Origin of the sequence: Canibacter zhuwentaonis (assembly GCF_018531145.1) — a bacterium.
Classification (GTDB): domain Bacteria; phylum Actinomycetota; class Actinomycetes; order Actinomycetales; family Microbacteriaceae; genus Canibacter; species Canibacter zhuwentaonis.
On the sequence record NZ_JAHDSZ010000001.1, the window covers coordinates 230,392 to 256,604 of the forward strand.

Below are 26,213 nucleotides of genomic sequence, written 5' to 3' on the forward strand. Positions count from 1 at the left end.
ATGAATTGCATGGTTGCCAACGAACCTGCGAGCCATGAAGTTTTAGGCGCGCACAAGCCGGGCGCGGGGCGGTATGCGCCGAGCCCGTCGGGAGACTTACACCTTGGCAATTTGCGCACCGCGCTGGTGGCGTTTTTGGCGGCGCGCGGCACTTGTCGCGATTTTCTGCTGCGCATCGACGATATTGACAGGGCGCGAGATAAGGGTTTTGCAGAGCGGCAGCTGGCGGATCTGCGCAGGCTCGGGATTGTGTGGGAGCTGCCGGTTATGAAGCAGTCAGAGCGCGATCACGCCTATTATGTGGCGTTGCAAACGCTGTGTGAGCAGGATCGCGTTTACGAGTGTGTGTGCTCGCGCAAAGACATTTTGACCGCGCCAACCGCGCCGCACGCGCCTCCGGGAGCGTATCCGGGAATTTGTCGCACTCTCAGCACGGCAGCTTTGCAGCGCGCCAAGGCTAAAATTGCGCCCAGGCTGCCAGCGCTGCGCCTAAAAGTTGCGGCCTCTGAGCGGCAGCTGTGCTTCACCGATCTGATTAAGGGCAGGGTTTGCGCGCCGATTGATGATTTTGTGCTGCGCCGTGGCGATGGTGTGTACGCCTATAATCTGGCGACTGTTGTTGATGACGCGGCCGCTGGCGTGGATCAGGTTGTGCGCGGTGACGATCTGGCCAGCAGCACGCCTCGCCAAATACTGCTTGCGCGGCTGCTAAATGCGCCGGCGCCAAGCTACGCCCATGTGCCGTTGGTGGTTAATGCTCGGGGGGTGAGGCTCGCAAAAAGAGACGGCGCGGTGACACTGGCGCAGCTGCGGGAGCAGGGAGTCGGTACGGCTGAGGTGCTGCAAATGTTGCTGTTGTCGCTGGGAATGGCAGCGGATCCGCTCGCCACAGACGCACTAAAAGCTGCCGCCTGTGATTTTGCTTTTCACAAACTAAGCAGAGACCCCTTTGTTTTTAAGGGTTTTTAGTGTTTTGCCGGTTGCGCCTTTGTTTGGGTGGTGGCTGCTTTGTTTGGGTGCGTGTTGTGTGTGCGTCTGTCAGTGCGCTCACGTTCTGGACGTTCTGGTTTTGCGCTTGCGCCCTCGCCTAGATTTACGGCTGAGCCCGCCGCTGTGCCCGGGGCGGGGTGCGTGTTTACAGCTGCACCCGTGGCTGCGCTCGAATCCGCATCCGCGCCATTAACCGTCAGCGGTAGCGCCTCGGGGCGTTTGGGGCTGAGGTTATCACCGGAAGAAACCCTTTTAACCCGTCGAATCACCCACGGCATAAAGTGTTCGCGCGCCCAAATAACGTCTTCGTGACGTGCCTGTCGCCAGCTGCGCTCGGGCAGCGGGGCGGGATGCTGCTGTTTTAGATTGTGCGGTACATTGAGCGTGTTGAGCACCTGTAAGGCAACCGTGTGATGCCCGAGCGCGTTGAGATGCAGCCTGTCGGCATCCCAGTATCGCTCGTCGTGTGCGGCGATAATTCCCCAGCAGTGCACAACCAGCGCATCATGTTTGTTTGCGATACTGTAAATATTTTGCGAAAAAACAGCGGCTTTTTCGCGCACTGTGCGGAAAACCTTCGCGTCTTTAACGTCAAATGCGCTAAACAGCACAACGGTTGCGCCCACGGCACTAAACTCTGCTACTATTTTTTCCAGGCGTTGCGAGATCTGATCGGGATTCGAGCGTGGTCTGAGCACATCATTACCACCGGCTGAGATAAACACAAGATCGGGTTTTAGTTTGAGCGCGGGAGCAACCTGCTCTGCGGCTATCTGGCGGATCACCTTGCCGCGCACCGCCAGATTTGCGTAGGCGAAATTAGGATCTAAACCGGCAAAAACCTCGGCAACTCGATCCGCCCAGCCCCGCAGCTGACCGCAGGCTTTCGGCTCAGGATCTCCGAGCCCCTCGGCAAAAGAGTCGCCGATTACTATCATGCGCGACCAGGGCAGCTCGGAACTATCGGAATTAGATGAATTTTGCAAAGCTGACTTTTTGTTGTTTATGCACATCCAAAAATACTACCGGCAATTTGACCGGCTCAGCTGTGCGTGGCTAGACTTTTAAGGTGAGTAATGCAGTGAAACACGGTGTTCTGGCAGGTGCATCCGTTAATTCTTCGGTCAGGCTTGTGGTGCCTGATTTTGCGCGCGGTCTTGCGCTGCTGGGAATTGCGCTTGCGAACTTACCAACGGGCTGGCTAATAGAGCGGGTGAGTGACCCAAATTTTATTCTTCCCGCAAGGCACTGGTGGCACCGTTAGTAACACCGGTGTTTGGGGCTTTTTAGATCATTTGAACGTTATTTTTAGCGCCCTGTTTGTGTATGTGCGTGGTCTGCTAATGTTTGCAACCCTGCTTGGTTTTGGGGTTGGAATTATCGCCTTAAACCTGTTGCGTAAGGGTATTTCGCTGCGTGGTGCGCGCCGCATTTTGGCGCGCAGATAGCTGTTTTTGATGAGGATAAAACCACTCCGATGCAATGGGATTCATTAACCTGTACGGGCTGCCGACTGCTGTTGTGACGCAAATGCAACTCTGTGATCCGGCAATCCGCAACGGTTAAGGCTGATATTGCAAGAGTGCAAGCAGCGCTGCGCAAACTGCTTTCTTAGCCTGAGCACGTTGGCTGTGAGGCTACGGCACGCGCAGCATAGGATCATCGAGTATGCGCTAAACTATAATTACGCACTTCTTTTAATGTGTCGTCCCGTGAGGCGAAGAAAGGAGGCACTGTTTTGCGGATAGTGCTTGAGGCAACGGATATGAGGCGTGCTTTAACGCGCATATCCCATGAAATTTTAGAGTTTAACAAGGGCGCGTCAGACCTTGTAATAGTCGGCGTTCAAACCAGGGGAGTGCCCCTCGCAGAGCGGATAGCCGCGATTATCGGCAAACTAGAAAACACGAGCGTTTCGGTTATTGAGCTTAATATCACTAAATACCGCGACGATTTGGCATATGAGCGGCATGATCCGCTTGAAAACAGTGGCGCGCAGGCGCAATCTAAACAGCTCAACAATAAAACCGTGGTGCTTGTTGATGATGTGCTGTATTCGGGGCGCACCGTGCGGGCCGCGCTTGATGCGCTCAGGGAGTATGGCAGGCCGAGCGTTATTAAACTGGCCGCGTTAATTGACCGCGGGCATCGCGAAGTGCCAATCCGTGCTGATTTTATCGGCAAAAATCTGCCGAGCGCGAAAAGTGAGCGGATTTTAGTGCGGCTCGCCGAAACTGACGGGGTTGATGAAGTTTTGATCGGTGATATTAGCGCCGCAACCGAGCTGAAAGTGAACTGTTTTGCAGACGTTGCGAGTGTTGCAACTACTGCGAGTAGTGAGGCAGCTGCGGTCGTCACGAGCCTTGCTGATTCTGAGAGTGCCGCGTGCGCTGAGGATGCCGCGGGCATCATGAGCGTTGCGCCCGCTAAGACCGCGCTGAAAGAGCAGGTCGCATAGTGCAACACCTACTACACACGCAGGATTTAAGCCGGGCAGACGCGATCGCGCTGCTCGATAGCGCGGCGGGTTTTGCCCGTCAGAAGCAGCACACGGGCAGTGCCAAAACAGACCTTTTGGGCGGCAAAAAAATAATCAACCTGTTTTTTGAAGATTCTACCCGCACTAAAATATCCTTTGAAACGGCGGCTAAAAACCTGGGCGCAGAAGTTCTAAGCTTCAGCGCTAGGGGCTCCTCTGTGAGCAAGGGAGAATCCCTGAAAGACACCGCCCAAACCCTGCAGGCGATGGGTGCGGATGCGATGGTTATCCGCCACTGGGCATCGGGAGCAGCTCACAAGCTCGCGCACAGCGGCTGGGTTAATTGCGCGGTTTTGAACGCGGGAGACGGCACGCACGAGCATCCCACACAGGCATTGCTTGACGCTTACACGATCCGCCAGCGATTGCGCTTAGCTGCCTCACCGGGGCAGGATCTTGACGGCGTGCGAGTTGTGATTGTGGGCGATATTTTGCACTCGCGAGTTGCCCGTTCCAATATGTGGCTGCTCAGTACTCTCGGCGCGAGCGTTACTTTTGTGGCGCCAGCAACCCTGCTGCCGTTTGGGGTTGCGCAGATGCCTGCGCGAGTTTCACATTCGCTGGATGAGGCGCTGGCAGAAAAGCCCGATGTTGTGATGCTGCTGCGGGTGCAGCACGAACGGATGCGTGCGGGATTTTTCCCGTCAATACCGGAGTATGTGGCCTCCTGGGGGCTTACCGCAGAGCGTTTTGCCGCCCTGCCAGAGAGCACTCTTATAATGCACCCGGGCCCTGTTAACAGGGGGGTTGAGATTTGTTCTGCCGCGGTGGATGCGGCGCAAACGAGCGTGCTTGAGCAGGTTGAGAACGGTGTTTTTGTGCGGATGGCGGCGCTGGCTATGCTGCTTAAAACGGGTCTTCAGGAAGTGAGTTAAGCGGTATGAGCTATCAAAAACAGATTCTTATTAGGGGTGTGCAGCTCGCAAAAGAACTAACTACGCCGGGGCGGTTGCAACCCGCGGTAGACACCGTGGATATTTTAATTATTGGTGACAAAATAAGCTCTGTTGCGCCGTGCATAACAGAGGTGAGCAAAAGCGCCGAAATTATTGAGGGGCACGGACTGATTGCCGCAACCGGGTTTGTTGATTTGCACACGCATCTAAGAGAGCCAGGTTTTGTGCAGTCAGAAACCATTTACACCGGCTCACGCGCGGCGGCAGCTGGCGGATTTACAACTGTTTTTGCGATGGCAAACACCGATCCTGTTGCAGACACCGCGGCGGTTGTTGAGCAGGTTGCAGCCCTTGGCGAGCAGGCAGGATACGTTACTGTGCGGCCGATCGGCGCGGTGACACAGCAGCTGGCGGGCGAAAAACTGAGCGCCATCGGGCAGATGGCAAACTCGCGCGCTGCGGTGCGTGTTTTTAGCGACGACGGTAAGTGTGTTCATAACTCGCAGCTTATGCGGCGCGCGCTCGAGTACGTAAAAACTTTTGACGGGGTTATTGCGCAGCACGCACAAGATCCCGAACTGACTACTGACGCGCAAATGCACGAGAGCACACTCGCGAGTGAGCTCGGTCTGGGCGGCTGGCCGGCGGTTGCGGAAGCTTCAATTATCGCCCGCGATGCAATGCTTGCCGAGCACACGGGCGCGCGCCTGCACGTTTGCCACCTATCGACGGCAGCGGCGGTGCGGGTGTTACGCGCGGCGAAAGCGCGCGGGGTGCGGATCACGGCCGAGGTCACCCCGCACCATTTGTTGCTAACCGAAGAGGCGGTGCGCGGATACGATGCGCGCTATAAGGTGAACCCGCCGCTGCGGCAGGAATCTGACGTAGAAACTCTCAGACGCGCGGTTGCCGAGGGTGTTATCGATATTATCGCAACCGATCACGCGCCGCACTCACCAGAAGCAAAAGAGTGTGAGTTTCAATCCGCCGCTTTTGGCATGGTCGGGCTAGAGTCGGCGTTGTCGGTTGCGGTGACCAGCCTAATAGTGCAGGGGCATATTAGCTGGGCGAAGCTGGAGCAGCTGCTGAGTCAAAAGCCGGCTGAAATTGGTGGATACGCTGCGCACCCAAAATCAATCGCACCGGGTGAAATCGCCGATATCGTACTGATTGATCCGGCCACAAAAACCGTTTTTGAGCCGAATATGCTGTGCGGCAAAAACAAAAACTCGCCGTTTTTGGGGCTTGAGCTTGTAGCGAGCGTGTACACAACGATCCGTCACGGGGTTATAACCCGCACTAGTACGGGGGTAGTGCAGCTGTGAGCTATGCAATAAATGCGCTGGTTTGCCTGGCAATTATTGGGCTGTCATTCTTTGGAATGTGGCGTGGCTGGCGTAAGCGCGCGAGCGCGGGCGAGTTGCTGCCAACACAGATCGAACCTGCGGGAGCTGCGCTGCGGCATTTTGAGCGGGTGCTGTACGTGGTTACCAACAGCGCCGTGAGCAAGTATCAGCGCGTCAGCCTGCCCGGCTTAAAATACCGCGGCTATGCTGCTGTGACGGTGCATGAGAACGCGGTGCGAGTTGCGGTTACCGGCGAGTCCGAGTGTGTTTTGCAGCGGATTACGGGCGTGAGTTTGGGGCGCAACAGCATTGCAAAAGCTGTTGAGGCGGGCGGGCTGGTTATTATCAGCTGGCAGGTTGCGGAGCGCGAGCTGGAAACGGTCTTTAGGTTTGCGAGCGACACGGAGCAGACAGAGTTTATTGCTCTGGTTAAAACAATTATCGAAAATAAAGGAGCGGTGCGGTGCTAAAAAGTTTTGTGCCAGAAAATATAACTGCGGCTAGTGAAAAAGCGGTTTTGGTGCTTGCTGACGGCACCAGATACGAGGGCAAAGCCTATGGCAAGCTCGGGCAGAGCCTGGGCGAGCTGGTGTTTGCAACCAGCATGACGGGGTATCAGGAAACTCTCACAGACCCCTCTTATGCGGGGCAAATAGTGCTGATGACGGCCCCGCACATAGGCAATACCGGTGTTAACGAGGCGGATAAAGAATCGCGCCGCATCTGGGTTAGCGGTTTTGTTGTGCGCGATAAGGCGCGCCGGGTTTCTAACTTCCGCGCAGAAAAATCGCTTGACGAAGAACTGATTGCAAACGGCGTTGTGGGGATATGCGGGGTTGATACGCGCGCTATAACAAGGCATATCAGATCTCTTGGAGCTATGAAATCAGGGATTTTCTCGGGCGATGCGTACGCGCTATCTCCCGCGCAGCAGTTTGAAATTGTGACAGAACAGCCAGATATGGCGGGGCGCTCACTAACGGCCGAGGTTTCAACGCCCGAGCCGTACGAGGTGCCAGCGGCAAGCGATGTGCCCTTTGTTGGCACAATTGCGGTGCTTGATCTGGGAGTTAAAAGCGCCACAATTAGCTATCTGGCAGAGCACGGTTTCAGAGTTGTTGTGCTGCCAGCTAGCACAACGCTAGACGAAATAACAGCGCTTAACCCGGACGCGTTCTTCTACTCTAACGGCCCGGGTGATCCGGCCGCGAGTGAGCAGCAGGTAGTTTTGCTGCGAGAGCTGCTGCGGCGCAATATTCCGTATTTTGGAATCTGTTTCGGCAACCAGCTGTTGGCGCGCGCGCTCGGTTTTAACACCTATAAGCTCGCTTTTGGGCACAGGGGAATTAACCAGCCAGTTTTGGACACGCGCACCGCAAAGGTTGTAATCACCTCTCAAAACCACGGTTTTGCGGTGGATCTGCAAGCCGGTGTTGTGCATGAGTCGCCGCACGGTTTAGGGCGGGTGCAGGTGAGCCACGTTAGCCTTAATGACGGGGTTGTTGAGGGGCTTGAGTGCCTTGATATTCCGGCATTCAGCGTGCAGTATCATCCGGAGGCGGCGGCAGGTCCGCACGATGCCTGCTATCTGTTCAACGATTTCGTTGAGCTTGTTAAAAATCACAACAGTATGTTGCGCAGCTGTGCAGACGCAGCCGTAGAAGACACTAAATAGGGCGGGGTAAAATGCCAAAACGTGAAGATATTAATTCAGTTCTTGTAATCGGATCGGGTCCGATTGTAATCGGGCAGGCCTGCGAGTTTGACTATTCAGGTTCTGGTGCGTGTCGTGTGCTGCGCAGCGAGGGCGTACGGGTTATTCTGATTAACTCGAACCCGGCAACAATTATGACCGATCCTGATTTTGCCGACGCAACCTATGTTGAGCCGATCACCTGCGAGGTTATCGAGTCGATTATCGCAAAAGAAAAACCCGACGCAATCCTGCCGACTCTGGGAGGGCAGACGGCTCTTAACGCCGCGATTGAGTTGCACGAGCGGGGAATCCTTGAAAAATACGGTGTTGAGTTAATCGGAGCTAATATTGAGGCGATCCAGCGTGGTGAAGATCGCCAGCTCTTCAAAGATCTTGTGCTCGCAGCCGGTGGCGATGTGGCGCGCTCCAGAGTGGTTAACAGCCTCGCTGACGCAAAGACCGTCGCGGCAGAGCTGGGATATCCCGTTGTTGTTAGGCCGTCGTTTACGATGGGCGGGCTCGGCTCAGGATTTGCGCACACAGCAGCGGAGCTGGAGCGGATCGCGGGAGACGGAATCCGCTATAGTCCAACAGGTGAAGTGCTGCTGGAGGAGTCTATTCTCGGGTGGAAAGAGTACGAGCTTGAGCTGATGCGTGACACCGCCGATAACACCGTTGTTGTGTGTTCGATTGAAAACATTGACGCTGTTGGCGTGCACACTGGTGACTCACTCACTGTTGCGCCCGCACTAACACTTACAGACAGGGAGTTTCAGCGGTTGCGCAACATTGGCATTGACGTGATTCGGCGGGTTGGTGTTGATACCGGAGGCTGCAATATTCAGTTCGCGGTTGAGCCCGACACGGGTAGGGTTATTGTGATCGAAATGAATCCGCGCGTGTCACGATCGTCGGCGCTGGCGTCTAAAGCCACGGGTTTTCCGATTGCAAAAATCGCTGCAAAGCTCGCTATTGGCTATCGTTTAGACGAGATCCCCAACGATATTACAGAAAAAACGCCCGCGAGTTTTGAGCCGAGCATCGACTATGTTGTTGTTAAAGCGCCGCGGTTTGCGTTTGAGAAGTTCCCATCCGCCGATGACACCCTCACAACCACGATGAAATCGGTTGGCGAGGCGATGGCAATTGCGCGTAATTTTACGAGCGCGCTGCAAAAATCGCTGCGATCCCTTGAAAAGCGCGACAGTTCTTTCCACTGGGAGCTAGCTAAAAACACGGTTGCAGAGCTGCTTGAGTTAATTAAACGTCCAACAGAGCAGCGCATAGTACAGGTACAGCAGGCACTGCGCCTGGGTGCGAGTATCGAGGATGTTTACGACGCTTGCAAAATCGATCCGTGGTTTCTCGATCAGATTCAGCTTATTAATGAGGTTGCGGCAAGGGTGCAGGAGGGTGACGCGCTCACTTACGAGCTGCTGCGCGAGGCTAAAGATCACGGGTTCAGCGACGCGCAAATAGCTAGCCTGCGCAAAATTTCAGAGGCAGAGGTGCGCGGTTTACGGCACGGGCTGGGGTTGCGCCCCGTGTATAAAACGGTGGACACCTGCGCGTGCGAGTTTCCGGCGCTAACACCGTACTATTACAGCTCTTACGATTTGGAAACAGAGGTGCAAAAGAGCGAACGTCAAAAAGTTATTATTGTTGGTTCCGGGCCTAACCGCATCGGGCAGGGAATTGAATTTGACTACTCTTGTGTGCACGCCTCATACGAGCTCTCTGTCGCCGGTTATGAAACCGTTATGATTAACTGCAATCCGGAGACGGTTTCAACCGACTATGATACCTCTGACAGGCTCTATTTTGAGCCGCTCACGCTTGAAGATGTGCTAGAGGTTGTGCATGCCGAGCAGCAGTCGGGGCAGGTGCTGGGAGTTATTGTGCAGCTGGGCGGGCAAACCGCGCTGGGTCTTGCCGCGGGGCTAAAGGCTGCGGGAGTGCCTATTTTGGGAACCGATCCGGCGGCAATCGATCTGGCAGAAGAGCGCGGTGCTTTCAGCGAGATTTTGGCGGGGGCGGATCTGCTCGCCCCCGCTCACGGCACGGCGATAACAGTTTCTGGTGCGGCGCAGATCGCCACAAAAATCGGCTACCCGGTGCTTGTACGCCCATCTTTTGTGCTGGGTGGCCGCGGCATGGAAATTATCTACTCAGAAACCAGGCTGCGCGATTATTTCACGCGGATCGCTGACCAGGAGCTTGTGAACGCGAGCAATCCGCTGCTTGTTGACAGCTTCCTTGACGAAGCTGTTGAAATTGATGTTGACGGGCTTTATGACGGTACTCAGCTTTATCTTGGCGGGGTTATGGAGCACATCGAGGAGGCTGGTGTGCACTCGGGTGACTCCAGCTGCACCCTGCCGCCGGTTTCGCTCGGATACGCGCAGATTCAAGAGGTGCGGCGGGCAACCGAAAAAATCGCATTCGGAGTTGGCGTGCGCGGGCTGCTAAACGTACAGTTCGCCTTTGCTCGCGGGCAGTTGTTCGTTTTGGAGGCGAACCCGCGCGCATCGCGCACCGTTCCCTTTGTTTCTAAGGCGCTGGGCGTGCCACTGGCCAAAGCGGCGGCGCGAATCATGGCGGGGCAGAGCATCACCGAGCTGATTGCGAGCGGGATTCTGCCCGAGCGCGACGGCGGACGTGCGCCCATTGACGCGCCGGTCGCGGTTAAAGCCGCAGTGTTGCCGTTTAAGCGTTTCCGCACCGCCGAAGGCAAGTCTGTTGACGCTCTGCTGGGCCCTGAAATGCGCTCAACAGGCGAGGTTATGGGCATAGATCGTGACTTTGCAAGCGCGTTCGCAAAAAGCCAGATTGCCGCCGGCAACAGCTTCAAGGCTGGCGCAACAGTCTTTATTTCGGTGGCGGATCGCGACAAGCGCGCGGTTGTGCTACCGGCAAAACGCCTTACTGAGCTGGGCTGTAAAATTATGGCAACCAGCGGCACACAGGTGGTACTGGCGCGGCACGGGATCGCGTCTGAGGTTGTGCGTCGCCGCTCTGATACGGGAGATGCGGAAGGTTCAATTATCGATCTGATCGCAAGCGGTGAGGTGCAAATGGTTGTGAACACGCCAAGCGGTCAAACAGAGCGCGCCGACGGGTACGAAATTCGGGCGGCTGCGGTAACGGCCGATATCCCTATTTTCACAACCGTTACAGAGCTTGCCGCGGCGGTTATTGCGCTGAGTGCGCAGGAGCACGATTTTGAGGTCACATCGCTGCAAGAGTACACTCTGAGGAGGTTTGAAAAATGAGTTTCGCAACAACTCTAGATGCCTGCTTTACTGCAGGTAAGCGGTTGTGCGTGGGGGTTGATCCGCACCCCTATCTGCTTGCTGCTTGGGGGTATCCTAACAGTGCTGCCGGTGTGCGCGAGTTTGGGCTGCGCGTTGTTGAAGCGGCTGCTTCGCAGGCGCTCGCAATAAAACCGCAGATTGCTTTTTTTGAGCGTTTTGGATCTGCTGGATACGCCGCGCTCGAGCAAATTTTAAGCGCTGCCAGGGAGATTGCACTGCCCGTTATTGCTGATATTAAGCGCGGTGATATTGGATCGAGTTTTGCCGCGTACGCGCAGGCGTGGCTCACGCCAGGTGCGCCGCTCGAGGTTGACGCGATAACCGTGCACCCCTATCAGGGTGTTGGCTCGCTGCAGCCGGGATTCGAGCTGGCGCGACAGTATGGCAAGGGAATGTTTCTGCTCGCGGCAACCTCTAACCCTGGGGCCGCTAGTTTTCAGCTGGCAAAAACTGGCACTCAGGAAACTGTTGCGGCAAGTGTTGTGCGCGAAGTTAATGAGCTAAACAGGGCACACGCAGCTGCAATTAGCGGCAGCTGCGGGCAATTTGGGGTTGTGCTTGGAGCAACTCTGCAGCTTGCAGAATACGAAATTGCACCCTCTGCAAACGACACGCAGGTGCCGGTAATGCCCGTGCTCGCGCCGGGTTTTGGCGCGCAGGGAGCCGCTCTTGAAAACGTTAAAAATATTTACGGCGCGCTGAGCGCCGGGGTTATTCCCAACGAGTCGAGGTCACTGTTGCAGGGTGGTGCGGAGGAGCTATCCGCTCGCATAACCGCGCGCGCAACAGAGATCAGAAAGGTTTTTAGAGGATGAATCCGCTGCCACCGGCAAATGTGGATCGACGTGCTGCCTCGCAGGCGGCAATAAAAGCTAGGCGCGAGCGGGCAGTGATTAAAGAGGCGTTGCGCACTGCTGAAATTAAACCGCAAACGGTTGTTTTGCGCAGTCAGCAGCGCACCGATATTTGCGCCACGCTGCGGGTGCAGGAGTTTTTGCGGGCGATGTATTCGGTGGGTAGAGTGCGTGCAAAAAAGATTATGACAGAGCTTAAAATCTCTGAGACTAAAAAACTCGGCGGTTTAGGCAGGATTCAGAGGGAGCGGCTAATGGCGTTTTTGGAGCGCGGATACGGACAGCAGAACGCGCCGGTGTTAACTGTTTTGGCGGGTCCGACCGCGGTTGGCAAGGGAACTGTTGTGCGGCATCTGCTGCAGAACTTCACAGATGTTGTGCTCTCTGTTTCTGCAACAACGCGAGATCCGCGCCCTGGCGAGGTGCACGGACGCGACTACTATTTTGTTTCCGAGGCGGAATTTGACGAGCTAATTGCGACCGGTGAAATGCTCGAGTGGGCTGTTGTGCACGGTAAGCACTGTTATGGCACCCCGCGCAAGCCGATTGCGGATGCGGTTGCAGAGGGTAAGCTGGTGCTGCTTGAAATTGACCTACAGGGCGCGCGCGAGGTTAAAAAATCAGAACCGGGCGTTAAAACGGTGTTTTTGCTGCCGCCCAGCTGGGAGGAACTGGAGCGCCGCCTGCTCGAGCGGGGCACTGAGAACTCGGAGGAGCAAAAACGGCGCTTAGAGACTGCGAAAACAGAGCTTGCGGCAGCCGGTGAATTTGACGAGCAGATCGTTAATGACGAGGTTGCGCGTGCGGCGATTGCACTGTACGAGATTATGCACGGCTAATTTCTAGACTAATATTTTATTATTAGTAGTTGTGTATCACATTCAAATTTTAAAGCTGATTGATATTGTCCCCGCGGGGATTCCAACGGATAAGTTACTGACAGGCGTTGCACTGGCGCTTGCAGGAGCTATTCTAATGGCGTTCGGGCTGCAGTATCAGTCGCGCGGCGTTAATAAAATGGAGCGCGTAACTTCATCAGAGGTCGCCACAGGTCTTTCAATGGGGCAAATATCGCAACTGCTGCGCCGCCCATCGTGGCTGTTTGGCACGCTGTCGCTAGGCGCGGCTGTTATTTTGCAGCTTACCGCACTAACTTTCGCGCCGCTTATTGTGGTGCAGCCGCTGGGTATAATGTCGCTTGTTATTATCGTATTTTTGAGCGCTAACCGCTTAAAAATTAAGCTTGATAAGCGCGTTTTTGCAGCCGTTGGGCTGTGCTTCTTGGGTATTGTTGCGTTCGTGCTGGTGGCTGCTTCTAACGCTGCAGAAACCGAGATTAACCAGACCCAACTGATTATAGTGCTGGCGCTGTTTATTGTTGTTGCCGGCGGGTTTGCGGTTACGATTCGCTTGAAACGCGACAATCCGAGCCAGCTGATTTATATTATTGCAGCGGGTGTTAACTACGGCTTTGTTGTGACATTCTCCAAAACTCTGATCGTTAGGATCACCCAGGGCGATTTTAGTTTCCTGAGCATTATTACGATAGTTATGGTCATAATCGGCTTCCTGCTGGCTATGGGGTATGTGCAGAACGCGCACTCCTGTGGTCCGCCAGATCTGGTTGTTGCCGGTCTCACAGTTGTGGATCCGTTGGTTGCGGTGACAATTGGAATTGTTGTTTTGCAGGAGGCAAAGCACGCCGCACTTTGGGTTCTTGTGGTGTTTATTGTTGCTGGCGCAGCCGCTGTTAACGGCGTTTTCAAGCTCGCAAAATATCACCCCGAGAGCCAGCAGAAGCTTGAAGAGGCTGTGGAGAAGGTTGCGGAAGCGGCAGAAAAAGCCGCCGAAAAATAACGGTTCTTTATGGTTTTATGCTTAGAGCTGTACAGTTTTACGCTAAGATGTATTACGGTCGTAAGACTTAGGGGCGTTAGCTCAGCTGGTTAGAGCAGAGGACTCATAATCCTTTGGTCGCGGGTTCAAGTCCCGCACGCCCTACAATTTTACTGTTGTGGTGGTTACGCTGCAGGTTTCGCGGCGTGATTTGCGGGAGCGAGATGGCAAAAATAGTTACTTCCGCCATCTTTTGCCCCTATGTCGGCTCGCGTGGGCGCTAAACACGCCCCTGTGCCAGATAGCACGCGAGATGAGATAGCGGATGTGCTGGCGGGTGTAAAAATCACCAGAGCGGCTTAGACGCCGCTGTGCTGCTTGCTGGTACGAGCGGTATATAGCTTAAGCATGGCTCTCCGATGTGTTTCCCTGTTGCTTGTGAGCAGTGTAACAAGATTACCTGGTCAGGTTGTGGCGAGCGCATTGAGCAGGCGCTCGCTCCTTTTGATTGATCAGAGCTGTGCGTGTGCGAGCGTAAACAGTAGCGCTCGCATCGGTTTTGTCAGCGACTGCAAATATGTGTATAATGTTTACGTTGTACTCAAAACGCACAACGGCCTCATCGTATAGCGGCCTAGTACTCCGCCCTCTCACGGCGGCAACACGGGTTCGAATCCCGTTGGGGTCACAGTTAGCACTGCCCTTGTAATACGAGCAAGGGCAGTGCTTTTTGTTTGCCGCAGGTTTGTTGCCAAATCTCTTGGGGAAAGCGTAGAAACCCACGTTGCAACAGGCAAACCCTTACAGTTCCGGGTAACTAGTATCCGGAGGTAAGCAGCACAGACTTATGAACGCCTTCTCAAAGAGCTGTTGATATGCTGTGCTAAAGTTTGAGGGTGGCACAAACTGAATAATTCTAATCCAATAAACTTCTTTAAGGGAGGATAATTTGTTTCTCGCGCTTCGCGAAATGCGCCATAATGCTTCACGCTTTATATTAATCACAGCGGTGGTTTTTCTGGTTAGTTATGTCGTATATTTTCTAACAGGGCTCTCAACGGGCTTAGCCGGTTCCTACTCGGAGGCTGTTGAAGACTGGAAAGCTGACAGCATAGTGCTGTCAGAATCCGCTAACTACAACATTGCAGCATCGGGAATTACCGCAGCCGCGCTAAAAGATATTAAAACTCAAGAGCCAGGCAACGAGGCGCTTGAGGTAAGCCCGGTTGTTGTTGACGCTCCCGGTAAGGATAACACCGTGAAACGCATTAGCGCCTACACTTTCGGCATTGACTTTAATTCGCCGCTTGCGCCACGCCTTGCAGAAGGAGACCTGCCAATAAAATCGAACGAACTGGTCGCTGATGTTAAGTTTAAGCAGGCGGGCATGAAGATCGGTGACCCGGTTGTTTTGCCGGTGCCACAGGCGCCCGATTCTAAGAACGTCACCTGGCGGATCTCAGGCTTTGTGAACGCGAAGTTCCAGGCCGCCCCAACGCTGTTTGTGTCCGCGGCGGAGTTTGCGCAGCATTTGCGCGCCGTGCGTAACCCGCACATTCCGGAAGAGCAAAAAGTTCTTGCAAACGCGGTTGTTCTATTTAAAACCCCGGGTGATAGCCTGCAAAAAACTGCCGGCGATAATGATCTTGAAATAATTGAGCCGGCTAAGTTTATTCAAAACCTGCCGGGGTTTGCGCCGCAGCAGCTAACGTTTAACATGATGATTGGTGCTTTAATCGGCATTCTAACCCTGGTGTTGGGCATCTTCGTTTACGTTTTAACGGTGCAAAAACGACAGATTTTTGGGGTTATGAAGGCGCAGGGTATCGCCACCTCATACATAGTGCGTTCGAGCGTGCTGCAAACGCTAGTTCTCACAGTTGTGGGTATTGCGCTTGGCTTTATCGCAACCTGGCTGACGAGTTTGGCGGTCGGCGGTGTGATCCCGTTTAAAATGGATCCGCTGCTATACCCGCTAATAAGTCTGGCGTTCATTGTGTTTTCTGTTGTTGGCGCGCTCGTACCAGCGCGAATGATAAGTAAAATTGATCCGATTGAGGCGATTAGCTAATGATTAGCTTAAAAAATGTAACCAAAACTTTTAAGCAGGGCACAACCACTATGCAGGCTCTAAAAACAACCAATTTTACGGCAGGCAGGGGTGATTTCGTTGCGATTATCGGACCGTCAGGCTCCGGCAAATCAACGTTCCTCACAATTGTCGGCGGGCTGCAGCGCGCGAGCACCGGCGAGGTTATGCTCGCCGGTGAGCGGGTGGACAACCTCAGCGCTAAAAAACGCTCTCAGATCCGCTTTGAAAATCTCGGATTTATTCTACAGTCGTCATCGCTCGTGCCGTTTTTGAAGGTCGAAGAGCAGCTGCTGTTGCACTCGAAGGTTGCGGGCACAAAGCCAGATATCGAGAAGCGGCAGCGGCTGCTGGAGAGGCTCGGGGTGCAATCGTTGACTAAGAAGTATCCTGCGGAGCTTTCGGGCGGTGAGCGGCAGCGGGTTGCAATAGCTAATGCGCTGATGCACGATCCCGAGGTTATTTTAGCGGATGAACCAACCGCTGCGCTTGATACCGAGCGAGCGCTTGAAACCGCTAAGCTGCTGCGTGATATCACCAGAGAGTACCAGCGCACAACAATTATGGTGACCCACGATCAAAGGCTGCTGCAGTTCTGCACGCGAGTGTATGAGATCCGCGACGGCGTACTTACGGAAAAACCGGAGCTCTGCGGGGCGGATTAGACCGTGCAGCGGCTGGTCTGTGGTGTTACTGGAGTGCGCGTGGGCGTCCGGATTCGCGCTGCCTGCCCGTCAGCAGATAGCATACAGTTTGTGATACCTGCCGCGCTTTATGCGAGGTGTGCCGGGCGGCTTGCTTGTTTGCGCCCAGCAGCTGTGGTATGCTTGTTGCAGCTCTCAGCAAGCTGAGAATTGAAGCGGATAATCTCCCACCTTTTATGCACTGAGCATATTCAGGTAGTTGGCATCCCGTCGCGGTTTAACCGTGATAGCTACAGGGTGCGGGGCGCTGTGTTGCTCTATATTTCGTTTCTTTGGTGTGCACACCGTTATGGTGAGCCGTCGCTGTCACACTTATTGTTTAAGGAGCAAGCTATTAGCGAACCACGCACAAACGAACGAATCCGCGTCCCAGAGGTGCGCCTGGTAGGTCCAGGAGGTGAGCAGGTTGGCGTTGTAGCGGTTAGTGTAGCGTTGCGACTTGCCCGAGAAGCTGATCTTGATCTCGTTGAGGTTGCCCCAAACTCTAAACCGCCCGTGGCCAAAATTATGGACTACGGTAAGTTTAAGTATGAGGCTGCGCAGAAAGCTAAAGAAGCTCGTCGTAATCAGGCTAATACCGTGCTGAAAGAGGTGCGGTTTAGGCTTAAAATAGACACGCACGATTATGAAACAAAAGCTAAGCGTGCGGTAGGGTTCTTAGAGTCCGGCGATAAGGTTAAAGCAATGATTCAGTTTAGAGGTCGTGAGCAGTCGCGCCCTGAGCTGGGAGTTAAACTGTTGAAGCAGTTTGCCGCAGACATTGCAGAGCACGGCGTGGTTGAATCCGCGCCGCGTATCGACGGGCGCAATATGGTGATGGTGATTGCACCGCTGAAGAATAAGTCGGAGGCTCGCGCAAAGCAAAATGCGAAGCGCGCCGAAGAGAAAGTTAGCCGCCAGAAAGCACGCGCAGATAAAAACGCGTCTGCCTAAGGCGGCAAGAAAATAGTCATCGCTGTTAGCAGTGATCGTATATCAAGGAGAATCGAATGAAGCAGAAAACGCACTCGGGAGCTAAAAAACGCTTTCGTGTTACAGGCAGTGGCAAAATTATGAAACAGCAAGCTGGTATGCGGCACAACCTCGAGGTTAAAGCGTCAAAGCGCAAGCGCCGTCTAAATGCGGATCAGGTGCTCGCAAAGGGCGATGTGAAGCAGGCTAAAAAGATGCTAGGGCTGTCATAGTCCGCTTTCCCGGGTAAACCACAAGAATTATTAAGTAAGGAAAATCAGCAATGGCAAGAGTAAAAAGAGCTGTTAATGCTCACAAGAAGCGTCGCACAGTTCTCGAGCGCGCACAGGGATATCGCGGTCAGCGGTCGCGTCTTTACCGTAAGGCTAAAGAGCAGCTGCTGCACTCATACGTTTATGCGTATAACGACCGCCGTAAAAACAAGGGTAATTTCCGTCGCCTCTGGATTCAGCGTATTAACGCAGGCGCACGTGCAAACGGTTTGACATACAACCGGTTTATTCAGGGTCTAAGTCTGGCGGGCATTGAGGTTGATCGTCGGATGCTTGCAGAGCTTGCAACCAACGAGCCAAACACCTTTGCACAGTTGGTAAAACTGGCTAAAGAAGCGCTCCCGGCAGACACCTCTGCTCCTAAAACAGACGCTTAACTATTAGGCTTAAGAGCTGCTTACAGTTTTGACTGTGAGTAATCTTAAAGAGTGGCTTACGGCTTTGGCTGTGAGTCACTCTGCTGTGCTAGCACGAGTATATTCCAGCAGTTTTGTCGCCCGTCTCTCTCGAGCGAGGTTTAAACGGTAGTATTGCCTGCGCTAGATTTAAGATTGACTAAAACAGAGAGAGAGGTTAAGCGTGATCGACAATCCCAAAGCCGAGCAGATCAGAAAAGCGCGCCAGCTACTGCGCAAAAAAGAGCGGCTACAGCAGAATAAATTCTTAGTAGAGGGTCCGCACGCCGTAACCGAACTGTTGAGTGCCAGCGTGGGCGTGCCGCTGGTTATCTACATAACCCTTGCCGCGCGAGCGGCTCGTCCGCTGCTCGGCAGGCTGGCTGATAAACGCCGCGTGCGTGTTGAAACGGTTACCGAGCAGGTTATAGCCGAGCTTAGCGACACAGTGACTCCGCAGGGCGTTGTTGCGATTGCAGAGATTCAAAACGCCACGCTGGCAAAAATTTTCACCCCGGCAGCGTCGCTCGTGGCGGTGCTGCACGGGGTGCAAGACCCTGGCAATGCTGGCACCGTGCTGCGGGTTGCTGATGCAAGCGGGGCGGACGGCGTGATTTTCACAGGGGCCGGAGTTGATCCGTGGCATCCGAAGGTGTTGCGCGCCACAACAGGATCTATTTTCCACCTGCCAGTTGCTGCAGTTGGCGACATTGACACTGTGCTTCACTCCGCCACGCAGGCGGGGCTAATAACGGTTGCAACCGACCTTGCGGGGGCTGATTTGAATCCGACGGATCAGCTGTTCAAAAACCCGGTGTGCTGGGTATTTGGTAATGAAGCGCAGGGGCTTGACAGATCCGCCAGAGAAAAATGCGAGACATCACGCAAGCTCCCGATATACGGCGCGGCAGAGTCGCTGAACATCGCAACCGCGGCATCGGTGTGCCTGTACATCAGCGCGTTCGGTCGTCGGAGCGGTAGCTAGGGGATTGTTTCCCCTCAGCTGGGTAACTACCTGCTTTTCGGCGCAGCAGCAGAAACACCAGCGCGCCGCCGATAATGGTTGCGCAAAGAGCCATAGCTAGCGGCAGACTAAACTTTATCCATGGCATACCTTGTGGTGGCACGGCTGCCGTCTGCTCTGCTGATTCGTGCGCAATCACGTCGCTGCTGCTAACGCTGCCAACGCCAAATTTAAATGACCCCTCGATCGGATGCCCGTCGGAGGAAACAACACGCCAGTTCACAACGTAAATGCCGTCTGCTGCGCCTTTGATCTTAGCAGCGAAATCCTGCGTTACAGTGTTGCGGTTAATTTTTGGAACACCGTTTGAAACAATCTCACCCGTGGCGTTTTTAATCTCAACTACGGTGCCCTCGTTGGTGTTAATAACATCGTTATTGAAAGTGAGCGATATTTTTTCGGGGGCTGCTGCGGCAACGCTGTTTGCAACCGGGTCTGTTACAACTAGCTTATCGTGAGAGTGCGCGGAGGTTATATTAGAGGCGAGCAAAAGCACTGTTATTGCTGCGATGGCAACTATAACGGCGGCGGATTTTTTAATTAACTGCATGATTTCCTTTAGGTTAATTTAGAGAATAAAACGATTCAGAATCGGGGTAACGATGTAGAACCGTGATAAACGCGTTGTTGCTTGCAATGACTGCAGTGAAGCGCAAAAGCTCTTTGCACGCGCCCAATTATAGTCGCCTATTTTGTGATTGCCGTGCTTAAACTTTTAAAAGTTATCCACAATCTTTGCGGTGTTGAGCATATCGTTCCTATTCCTCGGCTAAAATTATTTACTGTGCAAAACGAAAACCCAATTACAGAGTCTGCCGTGCAAACAGCGGTTGCTGCGGCAGTTGCTGCTTTTAGCGATGCCGCCAGTTTAGCAACCCTAAAACTCGCGAAAGCAGAGCATCTGGGTGAGAAGAGCGTAATTGCCAAGCTCAACTCTCTGATGCGCGAGGTACCCAAGGCTGAAAAAGCCGCCACAGGCAAACTTATGGGGCAGGCGCGTGCGCAGGTAGAAAAGGTTTATGCGGCGCGCGAGGGTGAGCTTGCGCAGGAAGCAGCCGCAGCGCAGCTTGCTGCAGAAGCCGTTGATGTGACTGCGGCACCGATCCGCCGCCAAATAGGCGGCAGGCATCCGTTGGCGCAGCTGCAGGAAGACATTGTGGATAGTTTCGTTGCGATGGGCTGGGAGGTTGCAGAAGGGCCAGAGCTTGAGCACGAGTGGTACAATTTTGACGCGCTCGGCTTTGATCAGGATCATCCGGCGCGCGCCGAAGCAGATACTTTCTATATTGCGGATGCACCGCAGCTGCTCCTGCGCACGCACACTTCACCCGTGCAGAGCCGTGCGCTTTTGAGCCGTGAGCTGCCGCTTTACATAGTCGCTCCGGGCAGGGTTTATCGCACTGACGAGCTTGACGCAACGCACACGCCCGTATTTCACCAGATCGAGGGAATTGCGGTTGATAAAGGTTTAACGATGGCGCATCTAAAAGGCACGCTTGAGCATTTTGCGCGGCGGATGTTTGGAGACGATGCAAAAATCAGGCTGCGCCCCAATTTTTTTCCGTTCACAGAGCCGAGTGCTGAGATGGACGTGTGGTTTCCTAATGCGCGCGGCGGCGCTCGCTGGATAGAATGGGGCGGCTGTGGCATGGTTGATCCGAATGTACTGCTCGCTGCGGGGATTGATCCCGAGGAATATCAGGGTTTTGCCTTTGGTATGGGAATTGAACGTACTCTGCAGTTTAGAAACGGCATTAACGATATGCGTGACATGGTTGAGGGCGATGTGCGGTTTAACGCACAGTTTGGAGGGCTTGTATAATGCGTATCCCACTGAGCTGGTTGAATGAGCAGACACCGCTTGTGGCAGCGGATCTTAAGAGCGTGCATGCCGCTCTCGTACAAGTCGGGTTTGAAGAAGAAGCAACGCACAGCTTTGAGATAAGCGGCCCGGTTGTTGTTGGCGAGGTGCTTTCGCGCGAGCCAGAAGAGCATTCGAACGGTAAAACTATTAACTGGTGCCGGGTGCGGGTTGCGCAGCCCGGTGCGCTCGCTGCAGATGGCGGTGCCCACGAGCGTGGGATTGTGTGCGGCGCGCACAATTTTGACGTTGGCGATAGGGTCGTTGTGGCTTTGCCCGGCGCGGTTCTGCCGGGCGGATTTGTGATTGCGGCGCGTAAAACATACGGTCACGTGTCTGACGGTATGCTGGCGGCGGCGAGTGAGCTTGGGCTGGGCGATGTTGGCAGCGGAATTATTGTGCTGCAGCAGCTCGGTCTTAAGGCAGAGATCGGCACGGACGCGCTAGAACTGCTGGGGCTGCGTGATAGCGCTGTTGAAATTAACGTGACTCCCGACCGCGGTTACGCTTTTAGTGTGCGAGGTGTTGCTCGCGAGTATTCGCACGCAACCGGTGCGCAGTACACTGATCCGGCAATTGCCCTCACAGAGCGTGCCAGGGTCGTGCAGGCGCAAGGTCTCGAGGTGGAATTAGCGGATCAAGCTCCAATTCGCGGGCGGCGCGCTGTGAGCGGGTTTATCACAAGGCTGCTCACTAAGGTGAGAGCTGATACCCCAACTCCGCAGCTGATTTTGTCAAGGCTTGTGCTTGCCGGGCAGCGCAGCACCGGCATAGTGAGCGATTTGGCCAACTATGTGATGCTCGAACTTGGTAATCCGCTGCACACCTACGATGCCGCCAAAATTGACGGGAAGATTACGGTGCGCAGGGCTGTTGCTGGCGAAGAGCTACTGACCCTTGACGGGGTGACGCGTAAACTCCACCCGGAGGATCTTGTAATCGCCGATAATTCCGGTGTTATTGGGCTTGCCGGAGTGATGGGCGGTGAGCGTACCAAAGTCACTGCGGCAACAACAGAGGTGCTAATTGAGGCGGCTAATTTTGATCCTGTATCAGTTGCCCGCACCGCGCGGCGGCACAAGCTGCCGAGCGAGGCTGCAAAGCGTTTTGAGCGTGGTGTTGATCCGTTTGTTGCTGAGGCGGCAGCGCAGCGTATGGCTGAGCTGCTTGTGACGCACGCGGGCGCAACGCTCACAGAGACCGGCTCCAAAGATGTTGCGGAATTTAAGCTGCGGGAGATTCTGCTGCAGCCAGGGTATATTGCAAACCTAATTGGTATTTCATACTCCGAGGAGCAGATTATTGAGTCGCTGCGGCTTATCGGGTGTGATACGCGAGAGAGTGCGGTCGGGCTTGTTGTGACACCTCCTAGCTGGCGCAGTGATCTGAGCCGCCCGGCAGATCTTGCCGAGGAGGTGGTGCGGATCACCGGGTACGAGCATATTCCGGCAATTTTGCCGGTGGCTCCTCCCGGGCGAGGTTTAACCAGGGCGCAAAAGCTGCGCCGCACCGTGGCTCGCACAGTAACGGCCTTTGGTTTAACAGAGGTGCAGTGTTACCCGTTTGTGAGCGCAAAACAGCTTGCCGTGTTTGATGAAACACCGTTAACGGCTGCAATTTCTGTGACCAAACCGGGCGTTGCTGTGAAGCTGGGGAATCCGCTTGACGGGCAAACTCCGTTTTTGCGCAAATCGCTGCTACCGGGCTTGGTTCTTGCCGCGCAGCGTAACAATTCACGAGGACTCACCAACCTGGCATTGGCTGAGTTTGGCAGTGTGTTTTTGCCGGCGGGCGAGGTTGTGCTGCCGCCAACTCCGCCGCTTGCAGCGCGCCCTGATGAGGCTGTTCTTAACGCCATAAAAGAGGCTATTCCAGCGCAGCCGGTGCACGCAGCGGGTCTATTTACGGGGAGTGCTGAAACTCAGGGAGTTTGGCAGCAGGAACGTGAATACGACTGGCGCGACGCGCTCGATGCCGCCCGTGCTGCTGTTTCCGCAGTTGGCGCGCAGCTAACTGTGACGCAGGGCACACACCCCGCGTTTCACCCCGGGCGTACCGCCGTGCTCAGCGTTTCAGGAGAGCACATCGGTTTTGCGGGCGAGTTGCTGCCCGAGTTGGTTGCAGCGTCACACCTGCCGCACCGGGTGAGCGTGTTTGAGCTTGATCTGAGCCTGCTAATCAAGCTTGCGCCACGTGCGGTGACAACAGCGCAGCTGAGCACGTATCCCGCAGCAACTCAAGACTTGACCCTGCAGGTTGCTGAGCACACACCAAGCTCTGTTGTTGAGGAGGCTGTTGCGGAGGGCGCGGGGGAGCTGCTCGAAAATATTAGACTCGTTGCAGACTACCGGGGCGCTGTTGCGCAGACGGGTAAAAAAGCGCTCACCTTTAGTCTCAGATTTAGGGCGGCGGATCGCACCCTCGAGGCCAAAGAAGCATCCGCTGCCAAAATGGAAGGTGTTGCGCGTGCACACGAGGTCACGGGCGCTACGCTGTAACCCTGTCAACTTGTGAGGGCGGTGAACGCTGATGCCACTGCAAGCGGTGCTCGCTACGCTGTTTTGTGTGTACCCGTTGCTGGTAGCTCCTGTGCTCTGGCGAATTATGATAACAGACATAGAGGAAATGCGGATTGCGAACCGTGACACCGCGCAACTGTATTTGCTCACCAGCGCCGTGGTGGCGCTGGGGGTTGTTATTGTGGGTGTTGTAGCTGGCACAAACGCGGCGGCACCTGGCGGGCAGCGCCAGACTGTGATGGTGCTTGTGGAGTCGGTTACCGTGGCGGCTGTGCTAGCTGTAGCGGTGGCGTTTTTGGGGCTCTGCGCGAGCTTTATAAGCAGAAATAAGATTGGTTTTGGCGACACCAAGCTGTTACCGCTGCTCGTATTTGTTGCGGTGTTAGTTGGCGGGGTGGAGGCTGTTTTGGTTTTTGCCGCAGTGACCGCTGTTGCGCTCGCGCTAATCCTTGTAGTGCGGGCGCAATGGGTCAAGCTTGGCGGTGTTCCTGCCGCGCCTGCGCTGGTTATTGGCTTCTGCTGTGCGTATTTTGTTGGAGGTGTGGAAAAGCTGCTGCAGTTTTAGCTTTGCGGTGTACAATCGTAATTGTTTCAGTGTTTAGAACCGCGCTTATATCCGCCCCGTTTTGGCAGTTAAAACCCCCGACTGTAAGGAGAAAACATGACATACGTGATTGCTTTGCCGTGTGTAGATGTTAAAGATCGCGCCTGCGTTGATGAGTGTCCGGTGGATTGCATTTACGAGGGCGAGCGGATGCTGTACATTCACCCAGACGAGTGCGTTGACTGCGGCGCGTGCGAGCCTGTGTGCCCGGTTGAAGCTATTTATTACGAAGACGACCTGCCCGATGAGTGGGAACAGTATTACAACGTAAACGTCGAGTTCTTTGACGAAATTGGCTCTCCCGGAGGCGCTGCCAAAGTCGATGCCTATGATTTTGATCATCCGCTAGTTGCGGTGCTGCCAAAACAGCAGTAGCGGATAGCAGCTATTAGCCGCAAGTTTTAGATTTAACAGTTTTTTCGAGTAGGCTAGTAGCGTCCATATGTTTATATATTCTATTAGCGGTTTTTTGTGCAGGGAGGAATACAAAAACTATGACGAACTCAGCAACAGCTAAAATTCATGTAAACGGCGTGAGCGCAGAATTGCCGGTGCTGGAGGCGAGCGAGGGGCGATCCGCCATTGATATTCGCACGCTGACGCAGCAGACCGGGCTTACCGCTCTCGACTACGGTTTTGTTAACACCTCATCAACGAAATCAGCGATCACGTTTATTGACGGAGATAAGGGTATTCTGCGTTATCGCGGGTATCCGATCGAAGAACTGGCAGAGCATTCAACCTTCCTTGAGGTTGCCCAGCTGCTTATCAACGGCGAATTCCCGAGCAGCGAAGAGTTTAAAGAGTTTGATACCCGCGTGCGTAAACACACCCTCTTGCACGAGGATATGAAATACTACTTTGAAGGCCTGCCGCATACAGCACACCCAATGGCGGTTTTGGCCGGCGGTATTCAGGCGCTTTCAACATTCTACGAGGATTCACTGCACGCGGTTTCACCGCGCCTAGTTGAGGTGAACACGGTGCGGCTGCTGGCTAAACTTCCAGTTATCGCAGCCTATGCCCATAAAAAATCTATTGGACAGGCTTTCCTGTATCCGGATAACTCGCTGAATTTTGTTGAGAACTTCCTGCGGCTTAACTTTGGCAACCTTGCTGAGCCGTACGAAATCAACCCCGTGCTCGTAAAGGCTCTTGACAGGCTTTTGATCCTGCACGCCGATCACGAGCAGAACGCCTCAACGTCAACCGTGCGCCTGGTGGGCTCCACCGGGGCAAATATGTTCTCTTCTATTTCTGCCGGCATTAACGCGCTTTCTGGGTCACTGCACGGCGGCGCTAACGAGGCAGTTTTAAAGATGCTGCAGGGGATAATTGACTCCGGCGGATCGGTGCGTGACTTTGTGGAGCGCGTGAAGAATAAAGAAGCCGGGGTGCGGCTGATGGGCTTCGGGCATCGTGTCTACAAGAACTATGACCCTCGCGCTAAAATCGTTAAGCAGAGCGCCGATGAGGTGCTTGCGGCGCTCGGAATTAATGATCCGTTGCTTGATATTGCGAAAGAACTCGAGCAGATTGCGCTTGAGGACGATTATTTCATCTCGCGCAAACTGTACCCGAACGTTGATTTTTACACGGGTGTTATTTATAAGGCGATGGGCTTCAATCCGCGTATGTTTACAGTTTTGTTTGCTATCGGTAGGCTTCCCGGGTGGATCGCGCACTGGCAAGAGGTGCAGCAGGATAGCAACTCAAAAATTGGTCGCCCACAGCAGCTGTACGTGGGTAAAACGGAGCGCCACATTGAGCGCTAGGGTCTTGTTTGCATGAGTTGTGCGCGGCTAACCGCAAACTCGTTTGCGCAGGCGCTTTTAGCTGCCTATGCGTGCAGGCGCGGCTGTCTGCGCAGGTGATGCGTCGTAATTACGGTCGTTTGTGCTTAGTAGCATAGGCTTTGTGCTGATGGTTTCAGCTATTCTCCCGGTTACGGGTGTAAAATTGCTGTATTTGGTTAGCTAAACAGAGGAGGATAGGATCATGGCGGCAATGAAACCTCGCACCGGTGACGGTCCGATGGAGGCTGTTATTGAGGGGCGTTTAATAATTGTGAAAGTTCCTCTTGAGGGCGGCGGCAGGCTTGCGGTATCTATGAGACAAGACGAGGCCGAAGCTCTCAGTCGCGTGCTAAACGAGGTTATTAAACCCAAATAAAAGCGCGTATCATGCTGGAAGCTACTAAACGGCGGTTAACCTTTAGCGCAGGTGTGTGCAGCTTGATCAAAGTGAGCCAAGGCGATTAAAACTGTTATCCCGGGGCGGTTTTTTATCACTCTAGCAGCTG

26 protein-coding genes and 2 tRNA genes are annotated in these 26,213 nt (G+C 54.4%); 26 read left to right on the forward strand and 2 right to left on the reverse strand.

Translation table 11 applies throughout. The annotated features are described in order from the left end of the window. The first annotated feature begins 9 nt into the window (after nt 1-9). Nucleotides 10-969 (forward strand): tRNA glutamyl-Q(34) synthetase GluQRS, encoded by a 960-nt coding sequence (gene gluQRS, locus KJY78_RS01060; protein ID WP_214336610.1) that lies wholly within the window; start codon nt 10-12, stop codon nt 967-969. Here gluQRS and KJY78_RS01065 read toward each other — a convergent pair. After that, entirely contained in the window at nt 966-1,976 is a 1,011-nt protein-coding gene (locus KJY78_RS01065; protein WP_348771149.1) for an SGNH/GDSL hydrolase family protein, read from the reverse strand. The genes gluQRS and KJY78_RS01065 overlap by 4 nt on opposite strands. 231 nt (nt 1,977-2,207) lie before the next feature. Between KJY78_RS01065 and KJY78_RS01070 the strand changes: the two genes are divergently transcribed. From KJY78_RS01070 to KJY78_RS01155, 19 genes are all read left to right on the forward strand, one after another. Then, complete coding sequence (locus tag KJY78_RS01070) at nt 2,208-2,438, forward strand: hypothetical protein (protein WP_214336614.1); 231 nt, start codon at nt 2,208-2,210, stop codon at nt 2,436-2,438. Between the two features lie 299 nt (nt 2,439-2,737). Next, on the forward strand, nt 2,738-3,448 hold the full coding sequence (gene pyrR / locus KJY78_RS06500) for a bifunctional pyr operon transcriptional regulator/uracil phosphoribosyltransferase PyrR (protein WP_348771163.1): 711 nt from the start codon (nt 2,738-2,740) through the stop codon (nt 3,446-3,448). Continuing rightward, entirely contained in the window at nt 3,448-4,404 is a 957-nt protein-coding gene (locus tag KJY78_RS01080; protein WP_214336618.1) for an aspartate carbamoyltransferase catalytic subunit, read from the forward strand. The genes pyrR and KJY78_RS01080 overlap by 1 nt, the downstream gene beginning before the upstream one ends. A 5-nt stretch (nt 4,405-4,409) precedes the next feature. After that, a complete protein-coding gene (locus KJY78_RS01085; RefSeq protein ID WP_214336620.1) occupies nt 4,410-5,750 on the forward strand; it encodes a dihydroorotase in 1,341 nt (446 codons plus the stop codon). Next, entirely contained in the window at nt 5,747-6,241 is a 495-nt protein-coding gene (locus KJY78_RS01090; protein ID WP_214336622.1) for a PH-like domain-containing protein, read from the forward strand. Before KJY78_RS01085 ends, KJY78_RS01090 begins: the two co-directional genes overlap by 4 nt. After that, nucleotides 6,235-7,446, forward strand: coding sequence for a glutamine-hydrolyzing carbamoyl-phosphate synthase small subunit (carA, locus tag KJY78_RS01095; protein ID WP_348771150.1), 1,212 nt, complete (start codon nt 6,235-6,237; stop codon nt 7,444-7,446). The genes KJY78_RS01090 and carA overlap by 7 nt, the downstream gene beginning before the upstream one ends. An 11-nt stretch (nt 7,447-7,457) precedes the next feature. Further along, the gene (carB, locus tag KJY78_RS01100; protein WP_214336624.1) at nt 7,458-10,739 is read left to right on the forward strand and encodes a carbamoyl-phosphate synthase large subunit; all 3,282 of its coding nucleotides are present in this window, start codon (nt 7,458-7,460) and stop codon (nt 10,737-10,739) included. Next, nucleotides 10,736-11,596, forward strand: coding sequence for an orotidine-5'-phosphate decarboxylase (gene pyrF, locus KJY78_RS01105; RefSeq protein ID WP_214336625.1), 861 nt, complete (start codon nt 10,736-10,738; stop codon nt 11,594-11,596). The genes carB and pyrF overlap by 4 nt, the downstream gene beginning before the upstream one ends. Beyond that, complete coding sequence (gmk, locus tag KJY78_RS01110) at nt 11,593-12,474, forward strand: guanylate kinase (RefSeq protein WP_214336626.1); 882 nt, start codon at nt 11,593-11,595, stop codon at nt 12,472-12,474. The genes pyrF and gmk overlap by 4 nt, the downstream gene beginning before the upstream one ends. 31 nt (nt 12,475-12,505) lie before the next feature. Continuing rightward, nucleotides 12,506-13,492 (forward strand): DMT family transporter, encoded by a 987-nt coding sequence (locus tag KJY78_RS01115; protein WP_214336627.1) that lies wholly within the window; start codon nt 12,506-12,508, stop codon nt 13,490-13,492. Nucleotides 13,493-13,562: 70 nt separating this feature from the next. Further along, a tRNA-Ile gene (locus KJY78_RS01120) sits at nt 13,563-13,636 on the forward strand. Between the two features lie 254 nt (nt 13,637-13,890). Then, a complete protein-coding gene (locus KJY78_RS06900) occupies nt 13,891-13,983 on the forward strand; it encodes a hypothetical protein (RefSeq protein ID WP_489666427.1) in 93 nt (30 codons plus the stop codon). A gap of 103 nt (nt 13,984-14,086) precedes the next feature. Beyond that, nucleotides 14,087-14,159 (forward strand) — tRNA-Glu (locus KJY78_RS01125). A gap of 321 nt (nt 14,160-14,480) precedes the next feature. Next, nucleotides 14,481-15,542, forward strand: a complete 1,062-nt coding sequence (locus KJY78_RS01130; protein ID WP_214336628.1) for an ABC transporter permease — start codon at nt 14,481-14,483, stop codon at nt 15,540-15,542. Then, nucleotides 15,542-16,225 (forward strand): ABC transporter ATP-binding protein, encoded by a 684-nt coding sequence (locus KJY78_RS01135; RefSeq protein WP_214336629.1) that lies wholly within the window; start codon nt 15,542-15,544, stop codon nt 16,223-16,225. The genes KJY78_RS01130 and KJY78_RS01135 overlap by 1 nt, the downstream gene beginning before the upstream one ends. 354 nt (nt 16,226-16,579) lie before the next feature. Next, nucleotides 16,580-17,197, forward strand: coding sequence for a translation initiation factor IF-3 (gene infC, locus KJY78_RS01140; RefSeq protein ID WP_250544012.1), 618 nt, complete (start codon nt 16,580-16,582; stop codon nt 17,195-17,197). 56 nt (nt 17,198-17,253) lie between these two features. Next, nucleotides 17,254-17,448, forward strand: a complete 195-nt coding sequence (rpmI, locus tag KJY78_RS01145; RefSeq protein WP_214336630.1) for a 50S ribosomal protein L35 — start codon at nt 17,254-17,256, stop codon at nt 17,446-17,448. Between the two features lie 50 nt (nt 17,449-17,498). Next, nucleotides 17,499-17,885: a 50S ribosomal protein L20 gene (gene rplT, locus KJY78_RS01150; RefSeq protein WP_214336632.1), complete on the forward strand. Its 387-nt coding sequence runs from the start codon at nt 17,499-17,501 to the stop codon at nt 17,883-17,885. Nucleotides 17,886-18,087: 202 nt separating this feature from the next. Then, nucleotides 18,088-18,888 carry a TrmH family RNA methyltransferase gene (locus KJY78_RS01155; RefSeq protein ID WP_214336634.1) on the forward strand — a complete coding sequence of 267 codons (801 nt, stop codon included), beginning with the start codon at nt 18,088-18,090 and terminating at the stop codon, nt 18,886-18,888. Here KJY78_RS01155 and KJY78_RS01160 read toward each other — a convergent pair. Further along, nucleotides 18,857-19,477 carry a copper resistance CopC family protein gene (locus tag KJY78_RS01160; protein WP_214336636.1) on the reverse strand — a complete coding sequence of 207 codons (621 nt, stop codon included), beginning with the start codon at nt 19,475-19,477 and terminating at the stop codon, nt 18,857-18,859. The two genes, KJY78_RS01155 and KJY78_RS01160, sit on opposite strands and share 32 nt — an antisense overlap. Before the next feature lie 234 nt (nt 19,478-19,711). Here KJY78_RS01160 and pheS point away from each other — a divergent pair, with 234 nt between their 5' ends. The 6 genes from pheS to KJY78_RS01190 all read left to right on the forward strand — a co-directional run bounded on the left by pheS (nt 19,712) and on the right by KJY78_RS01190 (nt 26,083). Continuing rightward, nucleotides 19,712-20,749, forward strand: coding sequence for a phenylalanine--tRNA ligase subunit alpha (gene pheS, locus KJY78_RS01165; protein WP_214336637.1), 1,038 nt, complete (start codon nt 19,712-19,714; stop codon nt 20,747-20,749). Further along, entirely contained in the window at nt 20,749-23,286 is a 2,538-nt protein-coding gene (gene pheT, locus KJY78_RS01170; protein WP_214336639.1) for a phenylalanine--tRNA ligase subunit beta, read from the forward strand. Before pheS ends, pheT begins: the two co-directional genes overlap by 1 nt. Before the next feature lie 31 nt (nt 23,287-23,317). Continuing rightward, nucleotides 23,318-23,872: a hypothetical protein gene (locus tag KJY78_RS01175; protein ID WP_214336640.1), complete on the forward strand. Its 555-nt coding sequence runs from the start codon at nt 23,318-23,320 to the stop codon at nt 23,870-23,872. Nucleotides 23,873-23,968: 96 nt separating this feature from the next. After that, nucleotides 23,969-24,286, forward strand: coding sequence for a ferredoxin (gene fdxA, locus KJY78_RS01180; protein WP_214336643.1), 318 nt, complete (start codon nt 23,969-23,971; stop codon nt 24,284-24,286). Nucleotides 24,287-24,405: 119 nt separating this feature from the next. Next, nucleotides 24,406-25,686: a citrate synthase gene (locus KJY78_RS01185; RefSeq protein ID WP_214336644.1), complete on the forward strand. Its 1,281-nt coding sequence runs from the start codon at nt 24,406-24,408 to the stop codon at nt 25,684-25,686. Between the two features lie 223 nt (nt 25,687-25,909). Next, a complete protein-coding gene (locus tag KJY78_RS01190) occupies nt 25,910-26,083 on the forward strand; it encodes a DUF3117 domain-containing protein (protein ID WP_214336646.1) in 174 nt (57 codons plus the stop codon). Nucleotides 26,084-26,213 lie beyond the last annotated feature (130 nt).

Bases quoted from the DNA above. Each gene is read 5' to 3' on its own strand.
- KJY78_RS01190 (WP_214336646.1), top strand. From the start codon at position 25,910: ATGGCGGCAATGAAACCTCGCACCGGTGACGGTCCGATGGAGGCTGTT.
- KJY78_RS01175 (WP_214336640.1), top strand. From the start codon at position 23,318: ATGCCACTGCAAGCGGTGCTCGCTACGCTGTTTTGTGTGTACCCGTTG.
- gmk (WP_214336626.1), top strand. From the start codon at position 11,593: ATGAATCCGCTGCCACCGGCAAATGTGGATCGACGTGCTGCCTCGCAG.
- gluQRS (WP_214336610.1), top strand. From the start codon at position 10: ATGGTTGCCAACGAACCTGCGAGCCATGAAGTTTTAGGCGCGCACAAG.
- KJY78_RS06900 (WP_489666427.1), top strand. From the start codon at position 13,891: ATGTGTTTCCCTGTTGCTTGTGAGCAGTGTAACAAGATTACCTGGTCA.
- KJY78_RS01135 (WP_214336629.1), top strand. From the start codon at position 15,542: ATGATTAGCTTAAAAAATGTAACCAAAACTTTTAAGCAGGGCACAACC.
- pyrF (WP_214336625.1), top strand. From the start codon at position 10,736: ATGAGTTTCGCAACAACTCTAGATGCCTGCTTTACTGCAGGTAAGCGG.
- rplT (WP_214336632.1), top strand. From the start codon at position 17,499: ATGGCAAGAGTAAAAAGAGCTGTTAATGCTCACAAGAAGCGTCGCACA.
- rpmI (WP_214336630.1), top strand. From the start codon at position 17,254: ATGAAGCAGAAAACGCACTCGGGAGCTAAAAAACGCTTTCGTGTTACA.
- KJY78_RS01085 (WP_214336620.1), top strand. From the start codon at position 4,410: ATGAGCTATCAAAAACAGATTCTTATTAGGGGTGTGCAGCTCGCAAAA.
- pheT (WP_214336639.1), top strand. From the start codon at position 20,749: ATGCGTATCCCACTGAGCTGGTTGAATGAGCAGACACCGCTTGTGGCA.
- fdxA (WP_214336643.1), top strand. From the start codon at position 23,969: ATGACATACGTGATTGCTTTGCCGTGTGTAGATGTTAAAGATCGCGCC.
- KJY78_RS01160 (WP_214336636.1), bottom strand. From the start codon at position 19,477: ATGCAGTTAATTAAAAAATCCGCCGCCGTTATAGTTGCCATCGCAGCA.
- carB (WP_214336624.1), top strand. From the start codon at position 7,458: ATGCCAAAACGTGAAGATATTAATTCAGTTCTTGTAATCGGATCGGGT.
- KJY78_RS01185 (WP_214336644.1), top strand. From the start codon at position 24,406: ATGACGAACTCAGCAACAGCTAAAATTCATGTAAACGGCGTGAGCGCA.